General features: G+C 71.5%; 21 protein-coding genes. 14 read left to right on the forward strand and 7 right to left on the reverse strand.

What is annotated here, in order from left to right:
- The first annotated feature begins 1,384 nt into the window (after positions 1-1,384).
- Together AB0C84_RS39890 and AB0C84_RS39895 are read left to right on the forward strand one after the other, a co-directional pair.
- On the forward strand, positions 1,385-2,017 hold the full coding sequence (locus AB0C84_RS39890; RefSeq protein ID WP_361076459.1) for a hypothetical protein: 633 nt from the start codon (positions 1,385-1,387) through the stop codon (positions 2,015-2,017).
- A 628-nt stretch (positions 2,018-2,645) separates the two neighbouring features.
- A complete protein-coding gene (locus AB0C84_RS39895; protein WP_361076462.1) occupies positions 2,646-3,392 on the forward strand; it encodes a phosphotransferase in 747 nt (248 codons plus the stop codon).
- A gap of 319 nt (positions 3,393-3,711) precedes the next feature.
- On the opposite strand, the gene add is transcribed toward AB0C84_RS39895, so the two are convergent.
- Complete coding sequence (gene add / locus AB0C84_RS39900) at positions 3,712-4,692, reverse strand: adenosine deaminase (protein ID WP_361076465.1); 981 nt, start codon at positions 4,690-4,692, stop codon at positions 3,712-3,714.
- A 158-nt stretch (positions 4,693-4,850) separates the two neighbouring features.
- Here add and AB0C84_RS39905 point away from each other — a divergent pair, with 158 nt between their 5' ends.
- A complete protein-coding gene (locus AB0C84_RS39905) occupies positions 4,851-5,969 on the forward strand; it encodes an NADAR family protein (protein ID WP_361076468.1) in 1,119 nt (372 codons plus the stop codon).
- A gap of 211 nt (positions 5,970-6,180) precedes the next feature.
- Here AB0C84_RS39905 and AB0C84_RS39910 read toward each other — a convergent pair whose 3' ends face one another.
- Entirely contained in the window at positions 6,181-7,059 is an 879-nt protein-coding gene (locus AB0C84_RS39910) for an A/G-specific adenine glycosylase (protein WP_361076471.1), read from the reverse strand.
- Between the two features lie 269 nt (positions 7,060-7,328).
- On the opposite strand from AB0C84_RS39910, the gene AB0C84_RS39915 reads away from it, so the two are divergent.
- A complete protein-coding gene (locus AB0C84_RS39915) occupies positions 7,329-7,745 on the forward strand; it encodes a hypothetical protein (RefSeq protein ID WP_361076474.1) in 417 nt (138 codons plus the stop codon).
- Between the two features lie 25 nt (positions 7,746-7,770).
- On the opposite strand, the gene disA is transcribed toward AB0C84_RS39915, so the two are convergent.
- From disA to AB0C84_RS39935, 4 genes are all read right to left on the reverse strand, one after another.
- Positions 7,771-8,853, reverse strand: a complete 1,083-nt coding sequence (gene disA, locus AB0C84_RS39920) for a DNA integrity scanning diadenylate cyclase DisA (protein WP_179845771.1) — start codon at positions 8,851-8,853, stop codon at positions 7,771-7,773.
- A 114-nt stretch (positions 8,854-8,967) separates the two neighbouring features.
- The gene (gene radA / locus AB0C84_RS39925) at positions 8,968-10,425 is read right to left on the reverse strand and encodes a DNA repair protein RadA (protein ID WP_179845772.1); all 1,458 of its coding nucleotides are present in this window, start codon (positions 10,423-10,425) and stop codon (positions 8,968-8,970) included.
- 61 nt (positions 10,426-10,486) lie between these two features.
- Complete coding sequence (locus AB0C84_RS39930; RefSeq protein WP_258944591.1) at positions 10,487-11,563, reverse strand: alpha/beta hydrolase; 1,077 nt, start codon at positions 11,561-11,563, stop codon at positions 10,487-10,489.
- Between the two features lie 36 nt (positions 11,564-11,599).
- Positions 11,600-12,298: a class I SAM-dependent methyltransferase gene (locus tag AB0C84_RS39935; RefSeq protein ID WP_361076478.1), complete on the reverse strand. Its 699-nt coding sequence runs from the start codon at positions 12,296-12,298 to the stop codon at positions 11,600-11,602.
- Between the two features lie 129 nt (positions 12,299-12,427).
- On the opposite strand from AB0C84_RS39935, the gene AB0C84_RS39940 reads away from it, so the two are divergent.
- The 9 genes from AB0C84_RS39940 (at position 12,428) to AB0C84_RS39980 (ending at position 19,540) form a co-directional block, all read left to right on the forward strand.
- A complete protein-coding gene (locus AB0C84_RS39940; RefSeq protein WP_258944589.1) occupies positions 12,428-13,315 on the forward strand; it encodes a sugar phosphate isomerase/epimerase in 888 nt (295 codons plus the stop codon).
- Positions 13,312-13,911: a TetR family transcriptional regulator gene (locus AB0C84_RS39945; RefSeq protein ID WP_361076481.1), complete on the forward strand. Its 600-nt coding sequence runs from the start codon at positions 13,312-13,314 to the stop codon at positions 13,909-13,911. The genes AB0C84_RS39940 and AB0C84_RS39945 overlap by 4 nt, the downstream gene beginning before the upstream one ends.
- Before the next feature lie 122 nt (positions 13,912-14,033).
- Positions 14,034-14,783 carry an ABC transporter ATP-binding protein gene (locus tag AB0C84_RS39950; protein ID WP_361076483.1) on the forward strand — a complete coding sequence of 250 codons (750 nt, stop codon included), beginning with the start codon at positions 14,034-14,036 and terminating at the stop codon, positions 14,781-14,783.
- On the forward strand, positions 14,780-15,514 hold the full coding sequence (locus AB0C84_RS39955) for an ABC transporter permease (protein ID WP_361076485.1): 735 nt from the start codon (positions 14,780-14,782) through the stop codon (positions 15,512-15,514). The genes AB0C84_RS39950 and AB0C84_RS39955 overlap by 4 nt, the downstream gene beginning before the upstream one ends.
- A gap of 121 nt (positions 15,515-15,635) precedes the next feature.
- Positions 15,636-16,805 (forward strand): LCP family protein, encoded by a 1,170-nt coding sequence (locus tag AB0C84_RS39960; RefSeq protein ID WP_179845778.1) that lies wholly within the window; start codon positions 15,636-15,638, stop codon positions 16,803-16,805.
- A 60-nt stretch (positions 16,806-16,865) separates the two neighbouring features.
- Positions 16,866-17,786 (forward strand): proline dehydrogenase family protein, encoded by a 921-nt coding sequence (locus AB0C84_RS39965; RefSeq protein ID WP_258944584.1) that lies wholly within the window; start codon positions 16,866-16,868, stop codon positions 17,784-17,786.
- Positions 17,787-17,885: 99 nt separating this feature from the next.
- On the forward strand, positions 17,886-18,680 hold the full coding sequence (gene proC / locus AB0C84_RS39970; RefSeq protein ID WP_361076489.1) for a pyrroline-5-carboxylate reductase: 795 nt from the start codon (positions 17,886-17,888) through the stop codon (positions 18,678-18,680).
- Positions 18,681-18,753: 73 nt separating this feature from the next.
- Positions 18,754-19,188, forward strand: coding sequence for a hypothetical protein (locus AB0C84_RS39975; RefSeq protein ID WP_361076491.1), 435 nt, complete (start codon positions 18,754-18,756; stop codon positions 19,186-19,188).
- Between the two features lie 196 nt (positions 19,189-19,384).
- Entirely contained in the window at positions 19,385-19,540 is a 156-nt protein-coding gene (locus tag AB0C84_RS39980) for a hypothetical protein (RefSeq protein ID WP_361076493.1), read from the forward strand.
- Here AB0C84_RS39980 and AB0C84_RS39985 read toward each other — a convergent pair.
- Positions 19,537-20,535: an alpha/beta hydrolase gene (locus AB0C84_RS39985; protein ID WP_361076496.1), complete on the reverse strand. Its 999-nt coding sequence runs from the start codon at positions 20,533-20,535 to the stop codon at positions 19,537-19,539. The two genes, AB0C84_RS39980 and AB0C84_RS39985, sit on opposite strands and share 4 nt — an antisense overlap.
- Positions 20,536-20,704: 169 nt before the next feature.
- Here AB0C84_RS39985 and AB0C84_RS39990 point away from each other — a divergent pair, with 169 nt between their 5' ends.
- Entirely contained in the window at positions 20,705-21,919 is a 1,215-nt protein-coding gene (locus AB0C84_RS39990) for an acetoin utilization protein AcuC (protein ID WP_258944579.1), read from the forward strand.
- The last annotated feature ends 16 nt before the right edge of the window (positions 21,920-21,935 follow it).

The raw sequence follows: 21,935 nt of genomic DNA on the forward strand, positions 1-21,935 counted from the left end.
CCGGCCAGATCGTCATCGTCGGCACCGAGGGCTTCGACCCCGACAACACCGACACCGCCGAAAACGCCAAGTTCACCTTCAAGGGCGTGCCGAAGCCGTCGACCGTCCCCGACAGCCCGCCCCCCATCGAGGGCGCGGTGAACTTCAACAAGGACTGAGCAAGGCCCACGACACAGCGCTGCTCCTTCTGACCAAGAAGGAGCAGCGCTGTGTTTGTTTGCAGTGCTCTCCTCCTTCGGGCCTGGCGGCCCTCCATCGTCGGGCACTGCGTGCGATCGCTGGCATCGCTCCGGCTCGCCTGGCGGCTCGCTGCGCGATCAGGTTCTCGCTCCGCTTGAACCTGCCTTCGGACGCGATCGCGAGCGTCGAGGCTGTTGCGTGGTTGCGGTGCCGGCTGAGGTGGGTGTCTTGTAGTGCACTGCTCTTTGGGGCGCTGAGCGCCCCCTGCCGTCGGCCACTGCGGGCGATCGTTGGCATCGTTCTGGCTCGCCTTGCGGCTTGCTGCGCGATCGCGCTCTCAAGCTCGAACCTGCCTTCGGACGTGATCGCGGGTGTTGGGATCGTTGGGTGGTTGCGGCGTCGTCGGCTGAGATGGGCGTTGAAGTGCTCTCCTTCTTCGGACGTTGAGCGCTCTCTGTCGACGGCTCCGGGGCGGTCGTTGGCATCGCTCCGGTTCGCTGCGCGATCAGGTTCTCAAGCTCGAACCTGCCTTCGGACGTGATCGCGGCCCCCAGGCTGCTGCGTGTTGCTGCGGTGGCTGAGTTGGATGCCGATGGTCCCCGCATGGCCACCGTGAAGCACAACGGGTCTTAGGTGTTGTCGTCTTGGTGGGCCTTGTAGCCGGCCGTCAAGGTTTGGATCTCCCTGGAGGCTGTGGGCCAACCGTTCCGCCTCTTCGGACGGCAGTGTTAACTAGGCCCGTCGTTTCCGGCAGAGTCGCTCTACAAGTCCCGCCTGGCTGCTGCCGTGAAGCGCGGCGAGGGCGTGGGTGTTGTCTTGGCGGGCAGGCCCTCGCCTTGCCCGCTATTGAGGGAGCCCGGGTGTGGGGCCGCCTGGATTTTGGGTGGGCGGCTTCGCTGCCGTTGTGGAGCCGGTGGGGGCGTGGGTGCCGTTCTGGCTGTCTTGTGGCCGGACGGCGACGTTCGGGGCCGTCTGGACGTTGTAGGCGAGCCGCTCGCCTCTTCAGGCCCAGACCGGAGGGGCCGGCGGGGTTATCCACAGAACGTCGTTCGGCCTCTGATATCCGCCGTCCTCGCGGACCCTGTAGGTGACTCAGGGAGGACCAGCGTGCAAGTGAACCGCCGCATCCGTCACTGTCCGAACACTCCGTCCGCTCAACTCGGCGACATCCCCAACTGTCAGAGCCCGGCTCTATTGTTCGAACATGTATTCGATTACGGCGGGCTTCAGGCGGCGTGGCCGGGCCGTCCTCGGAGACGCGCGGGCACGGTCACCGGCCCAGCCTCCGATCTTTCGCTCGCGCCTGCAGGGCGAACTGCTCGCCCGGCTCCTGCTCGGACCCGAGCGCGAGGCCTCGATGCTGGATCTTGCAGTGATGCTCCGGACCGATCTGGCGTCCGTCATGCGCGAGGTGGAGCGGCTGGCCCATGCCGACGTCCTCACCCTGCGCCGCACCCTGGCCGGACGCATGGTGAGCCGCAATGCCGAGAGCCCCCTCTACGAGCCGCTGGCTCGGCTCATGATGCTCACGTTCGGCCCTGCCGTCGTGGTGGCCGAAGAGTTCGGCCGCCTGCCCGCAGTCCGTGAGCTCTACCTATTCGGCGCCTGGGCGGAACGCTACGAAGAGATCCCCGGTCCCCCACCCGTAGACGTCGAGGTCCTGGTGATCGGGGACCTCCCGCTGGACGCGGCCTTCGACACCGCCCAGGAGGCGGCAGCCCGCCTAGGCCTTCCGGTCCACGCGGTAGTCCGCCCCTTGGCCCAGTGGCGAGACGACACAGACCCCTTCCTACGAGAGATCCGTGAAGGCGAGGTGCTGATTGGGGTGCTCTGTTAATGGCAGTGTTCTCCTCCTGCGTGCCCTGACGGCCCTCCATAATCGAGCCCTGTGTGATCGCTGGCCTCGCTTAAGCTCGCTCGGCGGCTCGCTGCGCGGTCAGGCTCTCGCGAGCTTGAACCTGCTTTCGGACGTGATCGCGGCCCGGAGGTTGTCGCGTGGTTGGTGCGGGGGCTGAGGTTGCCGCCCTAGTGAACACGCCGCGGCCGTTGCGTTGTTCTGCCTCTCTGGCTGCCTAGGTGGCACGTGACTGAGGGCGCTTGCCTCCGCGATCCGCGCTGCTCGATGGCGAGCGGTGGCGGCAGTCGCCGGTGGACGGCCAAGGCTTCTCAGAGTCGCATCTAGCGCCTGACGGGATTCGTCCCGTGTGTGGCTTTGGGGTCGTAGCCAGTCTGGCTGGGGCAGTCACGGACAGGCCTTGAAGGCTGGCTCGTGTGGGCTGGGTGTGTCGACGGTGTGTGGGGTTGGTCGGCGGCGACATTGGTGAGTCGGGCAGCGTGGTGGGCTTGGCCTGGTCAGAGGGCAGTGTCTTACACGAGGCCGTCGGGTGGCGGTACGCGGTCAGCCGCGTAGTCGCAAGCGAATAACCAGGCGACTTCGGTGGGTGTCCCCGAGATAGTGGTCGCCCATGGATGAGGTCGAGGTCGTCGTCGCCCATTCCGAGCGTGCGACTCTGCGCGTCGGTGACGTGTTCCTGAAGGTGGACGCTGATCAGGCGCGCATCGATGTGGAGGTCGAGGCGATGTCCCTCGCGCCGGTCCCAACGCCGGAGGTGCTGTGGCACAAGCCGCCCGCGCTCGCGATCGCCGCACTTCCGGGGACGACGCTAGGTCGGCTCGGCGGGCCGTCGACCGGGTCGCCGGCGGCGTGGGCCGCGGCGGGCGCCACCATCCGGAAGCTGCACGACGCGCCGCTGCCGTCCAGGCCCGGCCGGGCGGGACGGAGCATCACCGCGCTGGCTGCGGAACTCGACGAGGAGTGCGAGCTACTCGTGACCAGCGGCACTTTGCCCGCCGACCTGGTCACCCGCAACCGCCAGGTCGCCGAGGCCGCGCTCCGGCCGTGGACTCCGGCCTTCACGCACGGCGACCTGCAGATCGCGCACGTCTTCGTCGACGGCGACGAGGTCACGGGCATCATCGACTGGTCCGAGGCAGGCCAGGGCGATGCCCTGTACGACCTCGCGACCTTCACGCTCGGACACGAGGAGCACCTCGGTGACGTCATCGCCGGCTATGGCATCGATGTCGACCTCGACGTGATCTACGCGTGGTGGTCGTTGCGGAGCCTGCTGGCGGTTCGCTGGCTGATCGAGCACGGCTTCGACCCCTTCGCGCCCGGCTGTGAGGTCGATGTGCTGGGAGCCTGGATGTGAGGCTGTGCGGGGGGGGTGACTGCCACGTGTGCGTTTTGACGCCTCGAACGGCGGCGACAGGTGCCCGTTCTCCGGCTGAGGCGCCGGAAGCACCACCGGCAAGCCGCCCTCGCGCTCGCCTAAGGCCGCGGCGGGCGTCCTGGCCCGCGTCGCCGCGCTGGCATGCGGCCTTGGCGGCGGGCGTCGCCGTCGGCGGGTCGCCGTGCGCGGTCGTTGGGACCGCGGCGGCGGCCGTTCGCCGTCGCCGTCTGCTCGGGCTGTGTGCGGTTGTTGTTCGGTGGTGGCGGGGGTGTTTCGGGACGCCGGGGTGCGGCGGGGGCTACGGCGGTGGGGTTGTTAGCCAGGTTTGGATTGCGTCTTGGAGGGTCTTCTTTGTTTGGGCTGGGGCGAAGGAGGCGGTCACGGCGGCTTGGGCCAGGGCGGCCAGGGTGGGGTCGTCGTAGGCGAAGGTGGTGCGGACGTGGGCGTACTCGGTGGCCAGAGGGGTGTTGATCAGGGCGGGGATGTCGGTGTTGAGGGTGACCAGCAGACCGGCTTCGCGGAGGCGGGGGAGGGGGTGCGCGTCCAGGGACGGGACGAAGCCCAGCGCGACGTTGGAGGACGGGCAGACCTCCAGGGGGATGCCGCGCTCGCGGACCTCGGCCACCAGGTCGGGGTCGTCCAGGACCCGGATGCCGTGGCCCAGGCGCTCGGTGCGGCCGGGGCCGAGAGCCTGCCGGATGCTGGCCGGGCCCTCGCCCTCGCCCGCGTGGTGGACGATGTGGAGTCCGGCGTCGTGGGCGGCGTCGAAGACCTCGGTGAACGGGTCGCCGGGGTGGGCCTCGTCGCCGGCGAGGCCGACGGCGACCACGCGGTCGTGGCGGCGGGCCAGGTCGAGGGTCCGCCAGGCGCGCTCGACGGAACGGCGGCGGGAGTGGTCGAGGATCAGGCGGCACTCGATGCCGAAGGCTTCCTGGCCCGCCTCAAGGCCCTCCAGGACGGCTGCCAGGGGCATGTCGAGGTCGCCGAGGCGTTCGCCGTGGGCGGCTGCCGTGAACGAGGCCTCGGCGTACCGGACGCCTTGGGCCGATTCGTCCTGGCAGAACTCGTAGGCGATGCGGCGGAAGTCATCGGGCCTCTGCAGGCAGTCGCGGACGAGGCCGTTCTGCGCGAAGAAGGAGGCGAAGTCGCCGAACGCGCCGACGTCGTCGGGGACCGGCACGCCGTTGGCGGCGCCGATCTCGCGGAGGGTGGCTCGGCGAACGGTGCTTTCGAGGTGGACGTGCAGGTGTGCTTTGGGCAGGGTCAGGAGATCGCGCACTGGCGTACGGTACGAGCCCGCGGCTTGAGTTGACGAACGAATTTTCGTTGACCGGTGTGGGGAGATCGGCCCATGATCGGCCGGATGTGCGGTCGTGTCGCACCTGGGTGGGGCGGCGGTCGTACGGCTGCGCTGGACGAGATTGAGGAGTTCTCGTATTGCTACGGATCCACCGGATCGAGGACGGGCGGCGCATCGAGGGAGTGGCGCGGCCCATCTTCATCCACAACGTCTCGTACCACCTCACGAACCTTCTGGTGTTCGCGGACGGCGCCATCAGCTGCTGGGAGTGGGTCGACCTGGAGGGCCTCCGCGAGAAGCTCGAATGCGGGTGGGTGGTGACGGAGGTACCCGATGGTGGTGAGATCAGCGCGTTCGAGCTGGGCCGGTGGAAGGCCGCCGAGCCGATGTTCGGCCTCACCCCGGAGATGCTGCTGGGGGAGGTGGCCGACGACATCGAGCGGCTGAACGAGCGTCCGGACTCCACCGACCGGTGCTTGGCGCTGCTGGACCGGTACCTGGAGTCGCGGGACGAGGCCGACCGGCTGGCGCTGCGCGAGGCGTACCTGGCGATCCCCGCGCACAAACGCCATTACTCGCTCGGCGACATGGACAACAAAGACCGCCCGCTGGTCTTCCTGTGCACCGATGTCGGTGAGCGCCCGATCGGTGGCTGGTTCGACGATGATGTGGTCACCGAAGCCATGCGGGAATGGGCGCTGGGCTACTTCGCCGAGGAGAAGCGCGCTCGCGCGGAATACGAGTCGAAGCGGTGGGTGGACGATCCGCAGGAACCTTCGAGCGGGACGATTCACCTTGGCGGGCGCGTGTTTCCGCGGGGGTGGCCGGAGGACCCGGGAATCGACGCGTTGCAGAACGACTTCCCGGCCCCGATCGAGGTCGGCGGCGTCCTCTACCCGTCGGTCACGCACGCCTACTGGGCTCTGTCCGCTGAGGATCCCCAGGTCCGGGAGCGGATCCGCGCGGCCGAACGGCCCTACGACGCCCAGAAGATCGCAGAGGAGGCGTCCCGCGTCCAGGGATGGCCGCAGGGCAGGACGGCGGTGATGGCCGGACTCATGCGTGCGAAATACGCGCAGCATCCGGAATTGGCGGAGATCCTGCTCGGTACGGGCGACGCGCCGATCGGGTACGGCGGGATCGACTCCGACCACTGGATCACGCGCGGAGATAGAGGCCGCAACTGGGTGGGGCGCCTGCTGGAGCTCGTCCGTTCTGACATTTGCGCCCAGAGGTCCGGCCTCCCGCTTTCTTAAAGGGCGGGTGTAAGTGCGCTCCGGTCGGACGGTAGCGTCCGGGGGCCCGCCCTTATATCTCGTCTACGCGGAAGTTTGTGTGTAGAGGGCTGTTTTTTGTGAAGGCAGGTGCGAGTGCGATCGGCCTGTGGCTGCGCTCGGTCGTCAGCTCCTCTGAGTCCCCTGGGGGTGGCTCGATCGAGCTGTTCATGGGGCCGTCTGGACCGGAGGGTCAGCCTGGGAGGGCGTAGCGGCCGTCTTCCAGGGGGTCGACCAGGCCGTCGGCGATGAGGGCGTCGAGGGCGCGTTCGCGTTGGACGGCGTCCGACCAGACGATGTCGAGGGCCGGTTTCTCGACGGGTTCGTCGGCGTCTCGCAGGACGGCCAGGAGGCGGCCACGGCATTGCCGGTCGGTGCCGGCGTAGGTCTGGCCCCTTCGCGGTGGCCCGTCGTAGGCGGGTCGGCCGTTCAGTTGCCACGCGCACTTGTCGATGACGGGGCAGTCGACGCAGCGGGGCGAGCGGGCGGTGCAGACCAGCGCGCCCAGTTCCATGACGGCGACGGCCCAGCGGGCGGCGGTCGGCGGGTCGAGCGGGAGGAGACTCTCGGCGAGCCTGACCTCGGCCTTGGTCTGCGTCTTCGGCGGGTACTCGGCGCCGGAGAGCAGCCGGGCCAGGACGCGGCGGACGTTGGTGTCGAGGACGGCGTGCCGCTGCCGGAACGCGAAGCTGGCGACGGCGGCGGCGGTGTAGGCGCCGATTCCGGGGAGCGCCAGGAGGTCCTCGTGGGAGGAGGGGACGTCGCCGCCGTGCCGTTCGGTGATCGCGCGGGCGGCCTGGTGGAGGCGCAGCGCGCGGCGCGGGTAGCCGAGCCGGCCCCATGCGCGGACGGCCTCGCCGGACGGTTCTGCGGCGAGCGCGGCGGGCGTCGGCCAGCGGGTCGTCCAGACGTCCCAGACGGGCAGGACGCGGGAGACCGGTGTCTGCTGAAGCATGATCTCGCTGACGAGGACGCCCCAGGGGGTCGCGTCCGGCGCCCGCCACGGGAGGTCCCGCGCGTTCGCGTCGTACCAGGCGAGGATCGGTGCGGTGTAGGCGGATTCGGTGTTCATGCGCGCCGCCATTGTGGCATGCGGCGGGTCGCCCGCTCTTCCCGGTTCGCTGAATGCATACTGCCCGCATGGGGGCGAACACTGAGCGCGACCGGGATGGCTCTGGGCTCGATCGATACTGGCGGCGGCGCGTGTGGGCGCTGGGGGGCGTTCTTGGGGCCGTCGGCCTGCTGGCCTGGACATGCCAGGGAGGAGGCGGGGCGGACGAGCCGCGCCGTGCCGCGGGTGCGGCCGAGGCCACGCGCCCTCCTCCTCCGCCGCCGAGCGCGATGCCGACGGTCACCGTCACGACGACGACCACGCCCGCGCCGGAGCAGGCCGACGGCGGCCCCTGCGACCGCGGTGACCTCGTGGTCAACATGTCCGCCGCGAAGAACGTCTACGCCGGGGCCGAGCGGCCGGAGTTCCGGGTCACGGTCGTCAGCACGGGTGAGGGCTCCTGCGCGTTCGACACGGGGGCGCTGGACGTCCGCGTCACTTCCGGCGCGGACCGGGTCTGGTCGTCGACCAAGTGCCGCAGGGGCGACGCGCCCAAGGCGACGCTCCGGCGCGGCATCCCCTACGTCGACGACGTCGTCTGGGACCGCCGGCGCGACTGCAAGGGCGCCGTCCGTGCTCGTCCCGGCACCTACGTGGCCACCCTGAAAGGCGTGAAGGCCAAGAAGCTGGTCTTCAGCCTTCGCTGACGCCTCCCGAGAGCCCCGCACAGGGTCAGACGTAGCGCTCCAGGATGGACGATTCGGCCAGGCGGGAGAGGCCCTCGCGGACGCTGCGGGCGCGGGATTCGCCCACGCCGCCGACGGCCTGGAGGTCGTCGATGCTGGCCGCGAGGAGTTTCTGCAGGCCGCCGAAGTGTTCGACGAGGCGCTCGACGACCATGCTCGGCAGCCGGGGGACCTTGGCGAGCAGCCGGAAGCCCTTGGGGCTGACGGGCAGGTCGAGGGCGTCGGGGCCGGCGAAGCCCATCACCTCGGCGACCGTGGACAGGTCGAGCAGTTCGTTGGCCGACAGGGTGTCGAGGGAGGACAGGATGGCGTCCACGCCGCGGGTGCGGGTGTCGTCGGACGGGTAGTCGCGGACGATCAGCTGCCGGTCGACGTCGACGCCGGAGACCAGCTCGTCGAGCTGGAGGGACAGCAGGCGGCCGTCGGTGCCGAGTTCGACGACGTAGCCCTCGATCTCGTCGGCGATGCGGCGCACCATCTCCAGGCGCTGGACGACGGCGCTGACGTCCCGGACGGTGACGAGGTCCTCGATCTCCAGTGCCGACAGCGTGCCGGACACCTCGTCGAGGCGCAGCTTGTAGCGTTCGAGGGTGGCCAGGGCCTGGTTGGCCTTGGAGAGGATGGCCGCCGAGTCTTCCAGGACGTAGCGGATGCCGTCGAGGTAGAGCGCGATGATGTGCATGGACTGGCTCACCGAGATGACCGGCAGGCCGGTCTGGCGGGCGACGCGCTCCGCGGTGCGGTGGCGGGTTCCCGACTCCTCGGTGGGGAGGGTGGAGTCCGGCACGAGGTGGACGGCGGCGCGGACGATGCGAGTGTGGCTGTCGTCGAGGACGATCGCGCCGTCCATCTTGGCGAGCTCGCGCAGCCGGGTGGCGGAGAACTCGACGTCGAGTTCGAAGCCGCCCGTGCACAGTTCCGCGACGGGCTTGTCGTAGCCGAGCACGATCAGGCCGCCGGTGTGGCCCCGCAGGATGCGCTCCAGTCCGTCCCGGATCTGGGTGCCGGGAGCCACCGCGGCCAGTGTGGCGCGGCGTCGTTCGTCATGACCCTTGTCGTGTGATGGCACCTGGCCCCCGGAGGTCGCTGGACGGGCGCCAGTTTACCGAGGCGGGCCGCGCACTGGTTCCTCCCCAGGTCGCAAGCGTGCGTTGTGTGGAGTAATACTCTGGCGGGACGCCCGTCAGGGCGCGGTAAACGCGACCTGCAGCGCTTGCTGGAGGCTGTCGACCTCCATCACTTTCATGCCTTCGTAGCTGCTGAGCTGCGGATCCGCGCGTTTGAGGGGCCCGTCGGCGAGTTCGAGGGAACCGCGCGGGATGACGGCGTACTTGAACCCGAGCCGGGCCGCCTCGGCCAGCCGCCGCTGGACGCCGGGCACGATGCGGACCTCTCCGGCGAGGCCCACCTCGCCGAGCGCGATGAGGCTGGTGGAGAGGGCCTGCTCGACGGTGGAGCCCGCCACGGCGAGGCCGAGGGCCAGGTCGACGGAGGTCTCGGCGAGCCGGACGCCGCCGACGGTGGAGACGTACACGTCCTGCTCGTGCATGGAGATCTTGCAGCGCTGCGCGAGGACGGCGAGGACCATCGCGACGCGGGAGGTGTCGAGGCCGGAGGTGGCGCGCCGCGGCGCGGGCAGGTGCGACTTGGCGACGAGCGACTGCACCTCGGCGACGAGGGGGCGGCGCCCTTCGAGGGTGACGGTGACGCAGGTACCGGGGACGGCCTCCTCGCGGCGGGTGAGGAACAGGCCGCTCGGGTCGGGCAGCCCGACGATGCCGACCTCGGACAGGTCGAAGCAGCCGAGTTCGTCGGTGGGGCCGTACCGGTTCTTCATCGCGCGGATCATGCGGAGCCGGGAGTGCCGGTCGCCCTCGAAGTACAGGACGACGTCGACCAGGTGCTCCAGCAGGCGCGGCCCGGCGATCGAGCCCTCCTTGGTGACGTGGCCGACCAGCACGACGGTCATGCCGCGCTCCTTGGCGACCCTGATCAGGTTGGCGGCGACCTCGCGGACCTGGGTGACGCCGCCGGGCGCGCCGTCGGCCTCGGAGGTGCCGATCGTCTGGATGGAGTCGACGACGAGCAGCCCGGGATCGACCGACTCGATGTGGCCGAGGATGGCCGACAGCTCCGTCTCGGCCGCGAGGTACAGCCGGTCGGTGATCGCGCCGACGCGGTCGGCGCGCAGCCGGACCTGCTCGGCCGACTCCTCGCCCGTCACGTACAGGACGTTCCCGCTGGGCGAGCCCTCGGAGCCCGCCGGGCCCCCGGAGCCTTCGGAGCCGCCGGACGCCGTCGAGGCCAGGGCGGCGACCTCCAGCAGCAGCGTCGACTTGCCGATGCCGGGCTCGCCCGCCAGCAGCAGGACGGCCCCGGGCACGATGCCGCCGCCGAGGACGCGGTCGAGCTCGTCGAGGCCGGTGGAGCGCGTCTGCGCGGAGCGCACGTCGACCTGCCCGATCGGGCGGGCCGGCGAGCTGACCGGCCCGGCCGACACGACCCGGGCCGGGGTCGCCGACGCGGCTTCGGTGACCGTTCCCCATGTCTGGCACTCGCCGCAGCGCCCGACCCACTTGGAGGTCTGCCACCCGCACTCCGAGCACCGGTAGGCGGCCTTGGCCGTCTTCGCCTTCGCCATGCGCGGAAGCGTAGGGCCGGGCACCGACAGTATTCATCCCGCGCCCGGGCGCGGCGGGGGGTCAGCTCTCCTTGCGGGCCCGTTCGATCAGGTCGCCGAGGTGGTCGGACACGACGCCGGGACGTTCGAGCATGGCCATGTGCCCGGCGCCGGGCACGACCTCCAGCCGCCCCGACGGCGCGCAGGAGGCGATCTTCAGGCTGTGCTCGACCGGGGTGAGCAGGTCGTTCTCCGCGCCGATGACCAGGGTGTCGGCGCCGCCGAGGGACGCGCACTCGCTGATCACCTCGGTGGTGATCATGGAGCGGAAGAAGTCGACGAAGGCGTCCATGCGGGTGTCGGCCATCATCTGCTCGGCGAAGGCGACCGCGGCGGGGCTGGCGTCCGGGCCGAAGGCGACCATGTCCTCGACGAGGGCGGCGGCGTCGCGGCCGAGGTGGCGGACGCGCTCGATGACGCCCGAGCCGGCGCCGAGCGCGCCGAGGGCGGCGGGCACGAGGCGGTGGGTGGTGCGCGCGATGAGCGCGGGCATGCCGAGCGTGACCTCGCCGAGGCCGCCGGACGAGGTGCACAGCAGCCCGGCCGCGAGGATCTTGCGTCCGACCAGGCCGGGGTTCTCGTCGGCGTACCGCATGATGGTCATGCCGCCCATCGAGTGGCCGACCAGGACGACGGGCGTCTCGGCGGGGACGGTCGCCTCGATGACGGCGCCGAGGTCGCGGGCCAGCCGGGGGACGGCGTAGCCGTCGCGGGCGCCGCCGTCGGAGCGGCCGTGGCCGCGGTGGTCCCAGAAGACGAGGCGGCCGAGGCCGCGCAGGGCCTTGCGCTGGAAGTGCCAGGAGTCCTGGGTGAGCGTCCAGCCGTGGCAGAACACGACCGCGAGGTCGGTGCGGTCCTCGCCGTCGATCTCGGCGTAGAGGCGGGTGCCGTCGTCGGCGCGGACGGGCAGGGGGCGGCCGCGCAGCGACCCGAACGGCTCGCCCGCGAACGGGTCGGGACGCAGTTGCAGGCGGCGCATGGCGCGGCGCTGGGCGACCAGCCCGGCGCCGGCGCCGGCCGCGCCGAGGGCGGTGGCGGCGAGGAGACCGCCGAGCGCCCTCCCGGCGGTGGCTCGGCTCGTGGCGGCGGCGCGACCCATGGTGCGTTCCTCCCGGATGGCCAACTGACTGGTAACTCAGGGGCAACGCCACCACAAATTCACGGCATAGTCCACCTCAAGGCCGGGGTGTTCGCGCAGGCAGGCGTCCGCGAGTTCGCGGGGGAACTCGATCCGCAGGACGGCGGCCAGGTCGTCGCGGCTCTGGAACGCCCACCGGATCGTCAGCGGCTCCCGGTGGAAGCCGCGCCGCGTCCAGAAACGCTCGACGGCGGCGGGGTCGTACTTCGGCAGGCTCCGCTGGAACCAGCGGCCGAACGTGGAGCGGGTGGCGTCGTTGTCGATGATGAGGATCGCGCCGCCGCGCCTGACGACGCGGTCCAGTTCGGCGAGGCCCGGCTCGCATCCGGGGCCGAAGAAGTAGGCCCATCGCGCGTGGGCGACGTCGATGGACGCGTCCGGGATCGGCAGTGCCTGCGCGGTGCCGGTGCGCACGGTGACGTTGGGAAGGTCCCGCGTCCGGCGCGCGGCGGCGGAGGCGAGCCCGGCGTGCGGCTCCACGCCGATCACGCGCCGCGCGTCCTCGGCGAAGAACGGCAGGTGGAAGCCGGTGCCGCAGCCGACGTCGAGGACGTCGGCGCCGTCCCAGGGACGGATGGCGCGCATCGCGGCGGCCAGCACGCCGTCGGGGTCGACGGCGCGGTTCTCCAGTTCGTAGACCTGGGGGGAGTTCCAGATGTTGGGGCTGGGCACGGCGCCCCGCGCGATCTCGGCCACGGAGACAGAGGGTAGCGGCGGCTCCGGTGGAGCAAGCGAGATCACTCCCGGCGAGTGTCTCATCACGCCCGTCGCGGCATAGGCTCTCTTCTACGACACAGCCGAGCGATCATTCATGGCGAGGAAGCCTTGGCACCGCAGCACAACGGCGCCCCTTCACCGGCGCTCCGCGTACCGGACGCGCCGATCACGCTGTCCACGGCGTCGGTGTACCCGGAGAAGGTCCCGAGCGCCTTCGAGATCGCCTCGCTGCTGGGCTACGACGGCATCGAGGTGATGGTCTCGACGGACGCCTCGTCCCAGGACCTGAACGTCCTGCGCCGGCTGTCGGACTACCACCAGGTCCCCATCAAGTCGATCCACGCGCCGTGCCTGCTGCTCACCCAGCGGGTCTGGGGACGCGACCCCTGGGGCAAGTTGGTGCGCTCCAAGGACGTCGCGGAGGAGCTGGGCGCGGAGGTCGTCGTCGTGCACCCGCCGTTCCGGTGGCAGCGCGACTACGCGAAGGAGTTCGTCGAGGGCCTCGCCCGCATGCAGGACGAGACGGACGTGCTGTTCGCGGTGGAGAACATGTTCCCGCTCAAGGCGCGCGGCGCCGAGGCGGGCATGTACCTGCCCGACTGGAATCCCGTCGACCAGGACTACCCGCACGTGACCCTCGACCTGTCGCACACCGCCGTCTCGGGTTCGGACGCCATCGACATGGCGGGGAGCCTGGGCGACCGCCTGCGCCACATCCACCTCGCCGACGGGGTCGGGATCACGAACAAGGATGAGCACCTCGTCCCGGGCCGGGGCAACCAGCCGTGCGGGACGATGCTGGAGAACCTCGCCGAGGGCGGCTTCAAGGGCCATGTCGTCCTGGAGGTCAACACGCGGCGCGCGTCCAGCCGGATCGAGCGGATGGAGGACCTTGCCGAGGCCCTCGCGTTCGCGCGCCTGCACCTGGCCGCCGCCGCCCACACGTGGGAGGTCACCTCGGCCGGGGAGATCACCCGCCGGGGCGTCCGCCGGTGAGCGAGGCGGGGGCCGGGACGCGCGGCCGGGGCCCGGGCCGCAGGCCGGGCCCGACCGAGACGCGCGAGAAGATCCTGGCCGCCGCGCGGGACCTGTTCGCCGAGAAGGGCTACGACGGCGCGTCGCTGCGCGCCATCGCCCGCGCCGCGCAGGTCGACCCCGCGCTGGTGCACCACTTCTTCGGCAACAAGGAGGGCGTGTTCGTCGAGGCGATGCGCTTCCCGGTGGATCCGAGCGTGCTGCTGCCGCACATCATGTCGTTCCCCCGCGACCGCATCGGCGAGGCGATGGTCCGCACGTTCCTCCAGGTCTGGGGGGACGAGGACCGCCGCGCCCCGATGCTCGCGATGCTCCGCTCGGCGATGACGAACGAGCGGGCGGTGGTGCTGCTGCGCGAGTTCGTCACGTCGGCGCTGTTCGGGCGGGCCTCGCAGGCGACGGAGGCGGCGCCGCTGGCGATCCAGGCGGCCGCCGGCCAGATGATCGGGCTGATGATCCTGCGCTACGTGCTGCGCGTCGAGCCCCTGGCCTCCGCCTCCGAGGACGAGCTGGTCGAGCTGGTGGCCCCCACCCTCCAGCGCTACCTCGCCTCCTGAGCCCGCGCGCTCCGCCGCCCCTCGACGTTCTTTGCGCTTCTGACGGGCCTCCTTGGCACGCCCCCTTCCGATGGGCCCTTCGGCCTCTTGACCGTGGCCCCGTGTCGGCCTAAATTCAACACATGATGAGTTCTAGTCCGGCGGATGCGTCCGCCCCCGCGGTGGAGGTGCGCGACCTGCGGATCGACCGCGGGGGCCGGGAGGTGCTGCACGGGCTCACCTTCGACGTCCCGCGCGGCTCGATCGTGGGGCTGCTCGGCCCGAGCGGCTGCGGGAAGACGACCCTGATGCGGGCCATCGTCGGCGTCCAGATCGTGCGGAGCGGCGCGGTGACCGTGCTCGGCGAGCCCGCCGGGTCGCCCGGCCTGCGGCGCCGCATCGGGTACGCGACGCAGACGCCGGCCGTTTACGCCGACCTGACCGTCGCCGAGAACCTGCGCTACTTCGCCTCCGTCCTCCGCGCGCCGCGCTCGGACGTCGCCCGCGTCATCGACGAGGTCGGCCTCGGACGCAGCCGCGACCAGACGGCGGCGACGCTGTCGGGCGGGCAGCTCAGCCGCGCCAACCTCGCCGTGGCCCTGCTCGGCGCGCCCGAACTGCTCGTCCTGGACGAGCCGACCGTGGGGCTCGACCCGGTGCTGCGGCAGGAGCTGTGGGAGCTGTTCCGCGAGCTGGCCGAACGGGGCGCCACCCTGGTCGTGTCCAGCCACGTCATGGACGAGGCGGGACGCACCGACCGGCTGCTGCTGATGCGCGAGGGCGACGTCCTCGCCGACGGCACGCCGGCCGGCCTGCGCTCGCGCACCGGCGCCCCCGACCTCGAAGGGGCGTTCCTCCACCTGATCCACGAGAAGGCCGGGAGCCCGTCATGAGCGCCGCCGTCACGTTCGCCACGATGCGGCGCATCCTGGCGCAGCTGAAGCACGACCACCGCACGCTCGCCCTGCTCATCGGCGTGCCGACGCTGCTGATGATCCTGCTGCGGTACGTGTTCGACCAGCCGGCGGCCTTCGACCGGATCGGGCCGATGCTGCTCGGCCTGTTCCCGTTCACCGTCATGTTCGTGGTGGCCAGCGTCGCCACCCTCCGCGAGCGCACGAGCGGCACCCTCGAACGGCTGATGACGATGCCGCTCGGCAAGCTCGACCTGCTGCTCGGCTACGCGCTGGCCTTCGGCCTGCTCGCGCTCGTCCAGGTAGCCGTCGTGCTGGCCGTGTCGCTGACCTGGCTCGGCCTCGACCTGAACGGCTCGCTGGCGTCCCTCGTCCTGGTCTCGCTGCTGGACGCGCTGCTCGGCATGGCCCTCGGGCTGTTCGCCAGCGCGTTCGCCCGGACCGAGTTCCAGGCCGTCCAGTTCATGCCCGCGTTCGTCCTGCCGCAGCTGCTGCTCTGCGGCCTGATCGTCCCGCGCGGGGAGATGGCGTCCTGGCTCCAGGCGATCGCGGACGTCCTGCCGCTGTCCTACGCGGTCGAGGGCATGCAGGAGATCAGCGCCAGTCCGGACTTCACCGGCACCCTGGCCCTGGACGTCTCCGTGATAGCCGCGTTCGTGGTGGTCGCGCTCCTGCTGGGCGCGGTGACCCTCCGCCGCCGGAGCGGGTGAGCGCCCGGCGAGCGACCCGCGAACGGGGGGCCGGGTTTACACGGACGCCCGGTTACGCCGCAACCGGACAGGTGGGCCGAAGTCGGCCATCCCTGCCCGGTGCTGCTGGTAGCTTCGCGCCATGACCTCCCCTGATCTTCACGGCTCCCAGGTGCCGCCGAGGCCCGACGAGGGGGCGCCCGCGCCCGCGGGGCCCGAGGCTCCGGGCGCTCCGGGCGCCCCGGGAGGGGACGCCGACGCCGCGTTCTGGGGCGGCTCGGACGGCGGCGGCGAGACGCGGCGCAAGCGGCGCTGGCCCCGCGTCCTGATCGCCGTGGGGGTGTTCGTGGCGCTGGTCGTGGCCGGTCTCGGCGGGCTGGCGTGGCAGCGGCAGTCGTCCTACAACGGCAACATCGACCGGATCAAGGGCGTGATGCCGGACGACGCCCAGAAGCGTCCGGGCGCCAACGTCGAGGGGACGGAGAACTGGCTGCTCGTCGGCTCGGACTCGCGGGCCGACGCGACGACCGGCGAGGGCAACCAGGTCTGGAAGCCGGGGCAGCAGCGCACCGACACGATCATGCTGCTGCACCTGCCGGCGGACCGGAAGAAGGCCTACATCATCTCGTTCCCGCGCGACTCGTGGGTGGAGATCCCCGGCTACGGGCAGCAGAAGATCAACGCGGCGTTCTCGTTCGGCGGGCCGAAGCTGCTGATCGAGACGTTGGAGAGCCTCACCGGCATCCGCATCGACCACTACGGCGCGATCGACTTCGAGGGCTTCAAGTCGATGACGGACGCGCTCGGCGGTGTCACCGTCAACATCAGGCAGGGCGTGTACGACCCGGCGCGCAAGAAGCGCTGGGAGGCGGGACGGCAGAAGCTGAACGGCGAGGACGCCCTGCTGTTCGTCCGGCAGCGCTACAACCTGCCGAACGGCGACTTCGACCGGATCAAACGGCAGCAGGCGTTCCTCGGCGCGCTCGCCAAGCAGGCCGCAGACCGGGGCACGCTCACCAACCCGCTCAAACTCGACCGGTTCCTGTCGGCGCTCACCAAGTCGATCAGCGTGGACGAGGGGGTGTCGGCGGGCGACCTGCGCTCGCTGGCGCTCGGCATGCGCAGCGTCCGCCCGTCCGACGTGATGTTCATGACGCTGCCGCACAAGGGCACCGGCATGCGCAAGCGGCAGAGCGTCGTGTTCCTGGACGGCGGGAAGGCGAAGGCCCTCTTCGAGGCGGTCAAGACCGCGCGGATGAAGGAGTACGTCCAGCAGTACGGCGCCGGTAACAGCCTCGGCACCGTGTCGTGAGCGCCCGGCCCCGGCGGCATAACCTGGGACGGTAGGTCCAGGGGACGAGGGGTTCGCACAGTGCTTCGTCAGGCGTTGCTGGTCGCGTCGCGCAGCGGCGGCGCGCGCAGGGTGGTGGAGACCGCGCCGTTCACCGGCGACGTGGTCCGCCGCTTCGTGGCCGGGGAGACGATCGACGACGCCCTGCGCGTCACCGGCGGGCTGACCGACGAGGGCCTGCTCGTCAGCCTGGACGTCCTGGGCGAGGACACCCACGACGAGGGGCGCGCAGAGGCGAACGTCGCCCACTATGTCGAGCTTCTGGGACGGCTGGGCGCCTCCGGGCTCGGGAGGCGCGCCGAGGTGTCACTCAAGCTGTCGGCCATCGGCCAGACCTTCGACGAAGACCTCGCTCTGGAGAACGCGCGGCGCGTGTGCGCCGCCGCCCGCTCGGCCAGCACGACGGTCACCATCGACATGGAAGAGCACACGACGGTCGACTCGACGCTGGCTACCGTCCACGAACTGCGGCGTGACTACCCGGACGTGGGCGCGGTCGTCCAGGCGTACCTGCGTCGCGCAGAGGAGCACTGCGCGGACTTGGCCTACGAGGGCTCGCGGGTGAGGCTGTGCAAGGGCGCCTATGGAGCGCCCGCGGCGGTCGCCTTCACTGACAAGGAGGAGGTCGACAGGTCGTACGTGCGGTGCATGAAGGTGCTGATGGCAGGCAAGGGCTATCCGATGCTCGCCACGCACGACCCCCGGCTGATCGAGATCGCCGGCGCGCTGTCGGTGCTGAACGAGCGCGACGACGACACCTTCGAGTACCAGATGCTCTACGGGATCCGCCCGCAGGAGCAGCGCCGCCTCGCCGCGGAGGGCGCGCAGGTCCGCGTCTACGTCGCCTACGGGCGCGAGTGGTACCAGTACTTCATGCGCCGGCTCGCCGAGCGGCCCGCCAACCTGCGCTTCTTCATGCGCTCCCTCGTCGGGCGCTCCTAGGGGGCTCCGAGAGCGGCCCGAGCGGCGGTCGCCGGGCGGCGCGGCCCGGCCCGGCGATAGGCTGGACGGGTCTTTGGAACCCCACGTCAAGGTATGTCGATGATCGCGATTCTGGGTGCCGGGAAGATGGGCGAGGCGCTGCTGTCCGGGGTGCTCCGGGCCGGCCGCCGTCCGTCCGAGCTGATCGCCACCGCGCGCCGGGAGGAGCGGGGCGCGCTGCTGGGGGAGCGCTACGGCGTGCAGATCGTGTCGAACGCGGAGGCCGCCGCGACGGCCGAGACGCTCGTCCTCGCGGTGAAGCCGCAGGACATGGGGGCCCTGCTGGAGGAGGTCGGCCCGCACGTGCCGGCCGACCGGCTGGTGATCTCTATGGCTGCGGGCATCACGACGGGGTTCGTCGAGGAGCGGCTGCCGGACGGGGTGCCCGTCGTCCGCGTCATGTCGAACACGCCCGTCCACGTCGACGAGGCGATGAGCGTCATCTCGCCCGGGTCGCACGCGGGCGAGGAGCACCTGAAGCTGGCCGAGGAGCTGCTGTCGCCGGTCGGCAAGGTGCTGCGCATCCCCGAGTCGCTGCAGGACGGCGCCACGGCCCTGTCCGGCAGCGGACCGGCGTACTTCTACTACCTCGTCGAGGCGATGGTGGACGCGGGCATCCTGCTCGGCATGCCGCGCGCCGCCGCGCTGGAGATGGTCATCCAGTCGGCCGTCGGCGCGGCGGTCATGCTCCGTGACTCCGGGGAGCATCCGGTGCTGCTGCGCGAGGCCGTGACGTCCCCGGGCGGGACGACGATCTCGGCGATCCGCGAGCTGGAGCGGCACGGCGTCAGAGCCGCCGTCCTGGAGGCGATCGAGGCGGCCCGCAACCGGGGGCGCGAGCTCGCGAGCGGCTGACCCGGGACGGGTGCCCCGGGGATGTCCGCCTCCGACCATTGAGCCGGGCCGGAGCCGCGTCCGTGTAGTAGGTATGGGACTCATACTCCGCCTGATCGTCGCCGCCGGACTGGCGGCCGACGCGATCGTGCACTGGAAGTTCGCGCCCGACATGGCCTTCGTGCAGGGCGGCTCCATCGACGGAGACCTGCTGTTCCGCGTCCAGGCCGCGGTCGCCGGGGTGGTCGCGGTGATCGTCCTCACCTACGCGACGCGCTGGGCGTACGCGCTCGCCTTCGTCGTCGCGGCCAGTGCGGCGGGCGCCGTCGTGCTCTACTACTACGTCGACGTGGGCGCGCTCGGCCCGCTGCCGGACATGCACGAACCCGTCTGGTACGCCGAGAAGACGATCAGCCTCGCCAGCGAGGGCGGCGCCGCGCTGGCCGCGCTGGTCGGCGTCTTCGCCGCCGGACGCGGCCGCCGCGCGAGCGACGAGATCCCCGACCCCGAACCCGCCGGCCGCTTCTGACCCGGGCCGCTGCGGCGATCATCTGACGGTCCCCTCCCAGGGCGCGGCACGCGAGAAGCCCGCGGGGCGACGCCCCGCGGTGGGGACCGAGCGTGACAAGGTCCGTGCGGGGCGTAGGAAAAGATCACGATTTCGGCGGTGTGTCCGGGTCCGCCGGGCTACCATCGAATTGATCTTGGAAGTCTGGGGGCCCCGGATGGAAGAACGGCGCGAGTGTCCGACCGGCATGCCGTTCCCGGCGTCCGCCCTGCACAGGGCGTTGCTCAAGGCGCGGGTCCCGCGGTTCATGGCCGACCACGCGGCCGCACTTCTGGCCGGGCTCCTGGAGAAACGGCCGGATCGCCGGGACTAGGCGGCCTTGGAGCGCTTCCTCGCCCTGGGGTGCTTGCCCGTCCCGCCCGTCACGGTCCGGACGAAGCGGGCGGCGTCGCGCATGGCGGCGTTCGCCTCCGGGAGCACGCGGTTCAGGATCTGGAAGACGTGCATCTGCCCCTTCCAGATCTGCAGGTCGCAGTGGGCCCCGGTGCGGCGCAGGGCGTCGGCGAACGCCTCGGCCTCGGTGCGCAGCACCTCGGCGCCGCCCACCTGGATGAGGACGGGCGGCATGTCGTTCCAGGCGCACGTGAGCAGGGCCAGCCGCGGGTCCTCGAACCCGGTCGGCCCCACGACGAGGCGGGCGATCCGGCGCGCCGAGGACGCGCTGATGTAGGGGTCGCGGGCTCGGCTCTGCGCGTCCATGGACAGCTCGCAGGTCAGGTCGACCCACGGGGAGAACAGCATGAGCCCGGCCGGGCCCGGCAGGCCCTGGCGGCACAGTTCGCCGGTCAGCGCGGCGGACAGGTGCCCGCCCGCCGAGTCGCCCGCGAGGACGATGCCGGACGCCGGAACGCCCCGATCGAGCAGCCAGCGGTAGGCGGCGACGGCGTCCTCCAGCGGGGCCGGGAACGGGTGCTCGGGCGCGAGCCGGTATCGCGGGGCGAGGATGGGCAGGCCCGTGTCGAGCGCGAGCCGCGAGGTGATGGGGCGGTGGGTGCGCGGCGAGCAGAAGACGTAGCCGCCGCCGTGCAGGTAGAGGACGGCGCCGGGGGCGTTCTCCTCGACCGCGTCGCGCGGAACGATCCACTCGCCCCTGACCGGGAGGCCGCCGTCGCCCCCGGGCGCCGGGTCGTTCAGCGACTCGACCCGCACGTGGGGGCTGTGCCGCAGCAGCAGGGACGCGGCGTCCACCGTCGAGCGCGCGGTGCGGATGCTGGTCGCGTGGCCGGGGAGGTAGTGCAGGAACGGACGGACGCCCAGACGGAGCGCGTTGCTGATCGCTCGGCTGCGAACGCTGGGGTCGCCGTCCAATTTGCACCCCCCGTAGGAGATATCTGCCTGGTGGATGTATGCCCGTTTCCGGCATGTAACTCACGTCACAAGTGTGTTGCGGGCGGCGGCCTCCGGGCGGGTGCCCCGCCGCGTCCGCGGGCCGGGAGCTGTGGGCCGGGTCACGTGCCCTGCGCGATACCGTGAGGTCATGAGCAGTCCCGATTCGTCCCAGTCCGCCGGTCCCGAGAACTGCGAACTGGAGATCTTCTGGGACGAGCGGCTCATCTCCTACGACTTCGGTCCCGGCCACCCCATGAACCCCGTGCGGGTCGAGCTGACGATGGCGCTCGCCCGCGGGCTCGGCGTCCTGGACCGCCCGAACGTGCGGGTCTCGGCGTTCGAGGCCGCCGACGACAAGCTGCTCCGGCTCGTCCACGAGGAGTCCTACATCGCGGCGGTCAAGCACTCCGGCGCCACCGGGCTGCCCGAGCTCGGGCACGGCCTCGGTACCCCCGACAACCCGGTCTTCCTCGGCATGCACGATGCGTCCGCCCTGGTCACGGGCGCGTCGGTGGCCGCCGCCGAGGCGGTGTGGACGGGCCGCGCCGAGCACGCCGCGAACATCTCCGGCGGCCTGCACCACGCGCTGAGCGACGCCGCCAGCGGGTTCTGCGTCTACAACGACCCGGCCGTCGCGATCGCGTGGCTCCTGGAGAACGGCGCCGAGCGCGTCGCCTACGTCGACATCGACGTCCACCATGGCGACGGCGTCCAGGCGGCCTTCTACGACGATCCGCGCGTGCTGACGATCAGCCTGCACGAGTCCCCGCGGACGCTGTTCCCCGGCACCGGCTTCCCGGACGAGACCGGCGCGGACGGCACCTCGGTCAACATCTCGCTGCCGCCCGGCACCGGCGACCGGCCGTGGCTGCGCGCGTTCGAGGCGATCGTCCCGCCGCTGCTGCGCCGGTTCCGCCCGGACGTCCTCGTCACCCAGCAGGGCGCCGACGGCCACGCGCTCGACCCGCTCGCCCACCTGATCCTCAGCGTGGACGGCCAGCGGACGGCGTACGCGATGCTGCACCGGCTGGCGCACGAGACCGCGGGCGGCCGGTGGGTCCTCACCGGCGGCGGCGGATACGAGCTGGTCCAGGTCGTTCCGCGCGCGTGGACGCACCTGCTCGCCGAGGCGGCGGGCGGCCCCGTCCCGCCGGGGACGGCCACCCCGGACGACTGGCGCGAGTTCGTCCGGCAGCGGACCGAGGAGATCGCCCCGCGCCGCATGACGGACGGGACGGAGACGGTGGAGGTCAGCAGGTGGGGGGACGGCTACGACCCGGGCAGCCCCGTGGACCAGGCGGTGCTGGCGACGCGCCGCGCGGTGTTCCCCGAGCACGGCCTCGACCCGATGACCGACGAGTGAAGGCCCCGGAGACCCG

The sequence above is a fragment of the Actinomadura sp. NPDC048955 genome, from assembly GCF_040649435.1.
Classification (GTDB): Bacteria; Actinomycetota; Actinomycetes; order Streptosporangiales; family Streptosporangiaceae; genus Spirillospora; species Spirillospora luteofluorescens.

Coding starts and splice junctions, on each gene's coding strand:
- AB0C84_RS39960 (WP_179845778.1), top strand. CDS start 15,636: ATGACCTCCCCTGATCTTCACGGCTCCCAGGTGCCGCCGAGGCCCGAC.
- AB0C84_RS39975 (WP_361076491.1), top strand. CDS start 18,754: ATGGGACTCATACTCCGCCTGATCGTCGCCGCCGGACTGGCGGCCGAC.
- AB0C84_RS39915 (WP_361076474.1), top strand. CDS start 7,329: ATGCCGACGGTCACCGTCACGACGACGACCACGCCCGCGCCGGAGCAG.
- AB0C84_RS39930 (WP_258944591.1), bottom strand. CDS start 11,563: ATGGGTCGCGCCGCCGCCACGAGCCGAGCCACCGCCGGGAGGGCGCTC.
- AB0C84_RS39980 (WP_361076493.1), top strand. CDS start 19,385: ATGGAAGAACGGCGCGAGTGTCCGACCGGCATGCCGTTCCCGGCGTCC.
- AB0C84_RS39895 (WP_361076462.1), top strand. CDS start 2,646: ATGGATGAGGTCGAGGTCGTCGTCGCCCATTCCGAGCGTGCGACTCTG.
- proC (WP_361076489.1), top strand. CDS start 17,886: ATGATCGCGATTCTGGGTGCCGGGAAGATGGGCGAGGCGCTGCTGTCC.
- AB0C84_RS39990 (WP_258944579.1), top strand. CDS start 20,705: ATGAGCAGTCCCGATTCGTCCCAGTCCGCCGGTCCCGAGAACTGCGAA.
- AB0C84_RS39950 (WP_361076483.1), top strand. CDS start 14,034: ATGATGAGTTCTAGTCCGGCGGATGCGTCCGCCCCCGCGGTGGAGGTG.
- AB0C84_RS39955 (WP_361076485.1), top strand. CDS start 14,780: ATGAGCGCCGCCGTCACGTTCGCCACGATGCGGCGCATCCTGGCGCAG.
- radA (WP_179845772.1), bottom strand. CDS start 10,425: ATGGCGAAGGCGAAGACGGCCAAGGCCGCCTACCGGTGCTCGGAGTGC.
- AB0C84_RS39910 (WP_361076471.1), bottom strand. CDS start 7,059: ATGAACACCGAATCCGCCTACACCGCACCGATCCTCGCCTGGTACGAC.
- AB0C84_RS39890 (WP_361076459.1), top strand. CDS start 1,385: ATGTATTCGATTACGGCGGGCTTCAGGCGGCGTGGCCGGGCCGTCCTC.